General features: G+C 35.5%; 6 protein-coding genes. 1 reads left to right on the top strand and 5 read right to left on the bottom strand.

Going from position 1 to position 4,973, the window contains the following annotated elements:
* On the top strand, nt 1-1,716 hold a 1,716-nt coding region (locus H6F39_RS20045; RefSeq protein ID WP_206753558.1), incomplete at its 5' end, for a TaqI-like C-terminal specificity domain-containing protein.
* A 101-nt stretch (nt 1,717-1,817) separates the two neighbouring features.
* Here H6F39_RS20045 and H6F39_RS20040 read toward each other — a convergent pair.
* From H6F39_RS20040 to def, 5 genes are all read right to left on the bottom strand, one after another.
* Complete coding sequence (locus tag H6F39_RS20040) at nt 1,818-2,102, bottom strand: hypothetical protein (RefSeq protein ID WP_015083498.1); 285 nt, start codon at nt 2,100-2,102, stop codon at nt 1,818-1,820.
* Complete coding sequence (locus H6F39_RS20035; RefSeq protein WP_190397295.1) at nt 2,092-2,388, bottom strand: BrnT family toxin; 297 nt, start codon at nt 2,386-2,388, stop codon at nt 2,092-2,094. The genes H6F39_RS20040 and H6F39_RS20035 overlap by 11 nt, the downstream gene beginning before the upstream one ends.
* A gap of 280 nt (nt 2,389-2,668) precedes the next feature.
* Nucleotides 2,669-3,901, bottom strand: coding sequence for a DUF4336 domain-containing protein (locus H6F39_RS20030; protein ID WP_370539415.1), 1,233 nt, complete (start codon nt 3,899-3,901; stop codon nt 2,669-2,671).
* A gap of 138 nt (nt 3,902-4,039) precedes the next feature.
* The gene (locus H6F39_RS20025; RefSeq protein WP_137906935.1) at nt 4,040-4,243 is read right to left on the bottom strand and encodes a hypothetical protein; all 204 of its coding nucleotides are present in this window, start codon (nt 4,241-4,243) and stop codon (nt 4,040-4,042) included.
* Nucleotides 4,244-4,255: 12 nt separating this feature from the next.
* Entirely contained in the window at nt 4,256-4,819 is a 564-nt protein-coding gene (gene def / locus H6F39_RS20020) for a peptide deformylase (protein WP_028083309.1), read from the bottom strand.
* Nucleotides 4,820-4,973 lie beyond the last annotated feature (154 nt).

The raw sequence follows: 4,973 nt of genomic DNA, 5'->3' as shown, positions 1-4,973 counted from the left end.
AGAAGGTTGTTTGACCAAAAGCGGTTTTTTCATTGGGATTTGGAATTTCCAGAGGTTTTTATTGATTTAGAAAGTGCTAGTTGGAAAGAAAATCCCGGTTTTGATGCTGTGATTGGAAATCCACCTTATATCAATGTTTTAAACATTGAGGGTAAAGAACGAGATTATCTTTTAAAAACTTATGATTCTGCTCAAGGAAGGGTTGATATTTACATACTGTTTTTTGATAAATCTCTTGATATATTAAAAACTGAAGGAGTATGTGGTGTAATTACTCCCAATAAATACTTTGTGTATGGTTATGGTAATTTTCTGAGAAAAAAGCTACTACAAAAAACAACTATCTTAAATCTTGTAGATTTAGCAAAAGCTGAGAGTATTTTTATAGAAGCAGCAACATATACAGTTATATCTATATTTAAAAATAAGTGTCCAACAAATGATCACTTAATAGATACAAGTGTCTTCATTTTAGATCAACCATTATATATTTTGGATATCAAACAAGGAGAATTAAATGGTGCTTGTACTCGTAAATTAATTCCTCAAGATAGGTTTTTCAGAACTCCAGTAAATGTTTTTTCCTTATTTCTTGATGACATTCAATGGAAAATATATGAAAAAACTTATCAAACTTCAACTTTTATTGGAGATAAATGTGACATAGAACAATGTATTCGCATAGGAAGTAAAAAACTTAGAGACGAACTCATAATTACTTCTAGCCAATATTCAAACCTAAAAGAATCAATAAAAACACGCACTAAACCAATTATTGATGCTGAGGAAGTGGAAAGATACTGGATTAATTGGGAAGGTAGATATTTAATTTATGATCAAGAAAAATTATATAATCCAAAATCAGAAGAACTTTTTGAACAGAAAAAAATTGTGGTTAAGGATATAGGAAAAAATTTAACTGTAGGACTTGATATTTCTCAGGATAATTCATACTATGCTCTAAATACAGTGTATATCATTATCCCCAAATATAGCAAGGAAGTAAATATTAGTTTTTTAGCTGCTATTCTTAATTCTCCCTTGAGTGATTTTCTTTATAAACTTCTATTTGGTGCTTTAACTATTCGTGGTGGATACATTAGATTTAGAGAATATCTTCAATATCTTCCTATTCCAAAAATATCCTTCACAACTCCCGCAGAAAAACGTCAAACTTATCTAGAAAACACAATTAACCTTTACCAACAATATCAAATCAATCATAACCCAAATATCCTACTTACCCAAATTGATCACCACCTCAACCAACAACCAGAAGAAGCAGACGTAATTCATGACTTACTGGCATATTTAGCCGAACAAATGATAGAATTAAATAAACAAAAACAAACAGAAATCAAAGGCTTTTTAACATGGTTAGGAAGATTAATCGGTACTGATATTGATAATCTTACCAATAAATCTAAAATTCAAAATTATTTAGGTGATTATTATAAACAAAAACAAGCAGACAACCATTTAACCCTTGACGAATTAATTGATATTCTCAAGAAAAACAAGAAAAAACTAAAAATTGATATCAGCGGTAGAAAAGAACAAGAAACATTAGCCAAAGAATACCAAGCCAGTTTAAACACACTCCTACCCATCAAAAAACAACTAAAACAATGTGATTGGTTAATTGATGAAATCGTTTATAAACTATATAAATTAACCCCAGAAGAAAAAGCGATCATTGAGGGAGAAAATAGTTAAAAAATTCTAATTAAAAAATTCAGATTACCAGCTTAAGGAGAAGTGCGTAACTGGCTTAATTCCCTTCTCGATTGAAGAATCTGAAAATTTTAAACGTTTTTCTATTTATTAACAACTTCATTTAATGCTTCATGAATAATATCATCACTCACACCATGTCGTTTTAAACTAGCAATTAAAGCATTAACTGTATTATTTTCTAACTTTTCTAAATCTGCTCTCATTCCCTGTCCAATATATGCTCGAATCAAAGGTTGATAACCAGAAAAACCAAGTATGGGTGCAAGTTGTTTCAATTCTTCTACTACATCTTCTGGTATTCTTAGCGTAACCGTAATCATGGGGCGATTTTTGTCTAAGCGTTGTTTTAATGTTTCAATCTTCATAATATTCTCGCTCCTTTCGTGTGGCTTTACGGGCTGAAATAATTCTGATTACATCATCTTCAAATTCGATATGGACTACAAATAAAAGATTCCAACGGGTATCTAAACCAATGATGGCATCTCTGGCTTCATCATTGCGACTAGCATCTACTATTTTGATGAATGGATCAAAAAATGCCTCTGCTGCTTGTTTAAAGGTTATGCCATTATGTTTACTGGGGTTATTTCGACTTTTTTCCTCGTTCCAGACGAAGGTAATACCATTCAATACAAAATAGACATCCATAATGATAGACTGCTATATTTACAATGTCAAGACAGTAAGTTATATTTATATCATGTACATCCCCTAAAACAAGATTTGTGTCGCATTAGTGAAGCTATTGTTAAAAAAATTACGAAATTTGAAACTAAAACTATATGAATCCATATCTTGAACTTTTAAAAACGGACTTTCGAGAGTTTTGTACTAATCTTTACATCAACTAAATACACGATATTTTTACCAGTGCTGGATTTCTTAAAGTAGAGCCAAACCTATGTAATAGTGGACAAAGACAATCATTTTATACCCTCTCCCGCGCAGGTGGTACAATACCAAGCTTATTCAAACCCGCATCAATATCTCTCAACAATTTAAAATCATCCTCCGGTAAAAGATAACTATTGCTACTAACAAAACCTCCAAGGGGTTGTGTTTCTAAAAACCCAAATGCTTGACGAAATTGTTGCGGTTCTGCCTTAATTGGAGCATCAAAATGACAGGGAATTAGCCATTGAAAATCCCAACTAGCAACTTTATCAGCCCAATTGATAGTTTCCTGGGGTGCGCGATTTAAAATCAAACGTTGTAAAATTGGCGCAACAAATATGCGTCCATTCCCTCGCAAAATATCAAAAGAATCTTGCCAATTTTCCCGCCATTGAAAGGGAAACAACCCAAAATATGCCTTTTTAGACCTTTCTGGGGCTTTTTGGGCATCCCGCCATATTTGACTCCAGGTAGGTACTTTCAAGGTACTAGGACTGAAGTAAAAGGCAAATAATGTTACTCGCTGCCACCCTTTGAGGCGATTGGCTGGGGTATCTAAAACCATGTCAAAAGCTTGATCTTTGGCGTGGTATAATAAGGGATAGGGGTCAAGTTGGACAATTGCTGGTGGTTCTGCTGGTACTGAAACTATAGTATCTGTAACTAAGAGCGTGTGCGATCGCTTATGGAAAAAAGCCACTTCTGCAAACTTACCCAAACCGAGATCAATAGGTCCGAGGATTGCATAATCAAAATCCTCAGCAAAAGGGGCTTCCTGGCTATTTTCAGGTAATATCCGAGTCCGTTTATCAGGTAAACCCAACCAACTCAAAGGCAAATTTAAGGGAAAACTCCATTGTCCCGGAGCAACAAATATCTGTGCATTGGGAAAGCGTCGCGCAAACGGACCTACAAATACCTTATGTTCTATTCCCGATATCGTCGGCAATATAATATACTTAATATCACCATGTTTTGTGACTAATTCATTTAGTAATCGGGTACATTCTCCTGTGGGTGCAACAGGTGCATAAACTAGTAAACCGCCCTTTTCTAGCTTAATTACAGTCATGCGAATTGGCACAACTACATAAAAAATTCCCTGTAATTGGTCGAAGGTCCAAATAGTATCTTTAATAACTTCTTTACGAATAGTGCGACGTTGACCATAAGGATAAATTGGCACAACAGGCCAAAACTGCCAGGAAAAATCCTGGGCATGAATTTGTTCTATACTCTCATTTTCCACCACTGTCTGAACCTCCACCAGTCCCCAATAATTTCCATTTCTCCCTTGCAGGGGTTCGTTTTACTTAGTAAAAATACTACATAGTAAAAATAAAAGGTAAAAGGGTGAAGTGTGCATTCCTCATTCATCCTCTTACCTTTTTCATATACCTGATGCTTATTTCATATTAGCCCGTGCATCCCTAACTGCGGCAATAAAAAAGAATGCGGTAAGAGGAATGCTCAAAGCTAAGATAATGGCAGTGGTTTGGAAGCCAAAATCTGGTTCTCCATAACTCAGTTCAAAAACCGAACCCACAGCCGCAATGGCTGTTACACAAGCACCACCTAAAAATAAACCGCTTTTTGGAGTTAAATACACTACTAGACCACCCTATGCTACTGGTTTGACTGCTTGATATGAAAAGCCATTTTTAGATAACTCCTGGGCTAAAGTCAAGGAATTTTCTACACGATCTACAAATACCACGCCATTGAGGTGATCTAATTCATGTAAAATACAACGACCAAGTAAATCATCAGCTTTTAATGTTTGCGGACGGCCATACTCGTCTTTATAGGCTATTGTCACCTCTTCTGGACGTTTTACATCTAAAAAGACGTTGGGAATACTCAAACACCCTTCCTGAGCCACACAGAGCTTACTACTCACCTGTTTAATGGTAGGGTTAATTAATACTAATGGCGCGTGGGTGGGGTCATCGGGTTTACAATCAATAACAATTAGCTGTTTATTAATACCAACTTGAGGTGCAGCCAAACCAATACCATCTGAGCTATACATAGTTTGCAGCATTTCGCGCACTAGTTGGCGGAGTTCATCATCTATTTTAGTGACACGCTTTGCTGGTTGACGCAAAACCCGATCTCCTAAGTAGTGCATTTGCAAAGGTGGATTTTTTAACTTCTTCTTCTCGACAGCAATATCAGAGGGCATGGTTCTTGATGGCTTTATAATGAATAATCTAGTTTGATTCTATCGTTAGTGGTCAGTTGACAGTTGACAGTTGACAGTTGACAGGGGACAGTTGACAGTTGACAGTTGACAGTTGACAGTTGACAGTTGACAGTTGACAGTTGACAGTTGACAG

It is taken from the genome of Dolichospermum sp. FACHB-1250 (assembly GCF_014696335.1).
Taxonomy (GTDB): Bacteria; Cyanobacteriota; Cyanobacteriia; order Cyanobacteriales; family Nostocaceae; genus Dolichospermum; species Dolichospermum planctonicum.
This window is presented reverse-complemented; position numbering and strand designations above follow the sequence as displayed.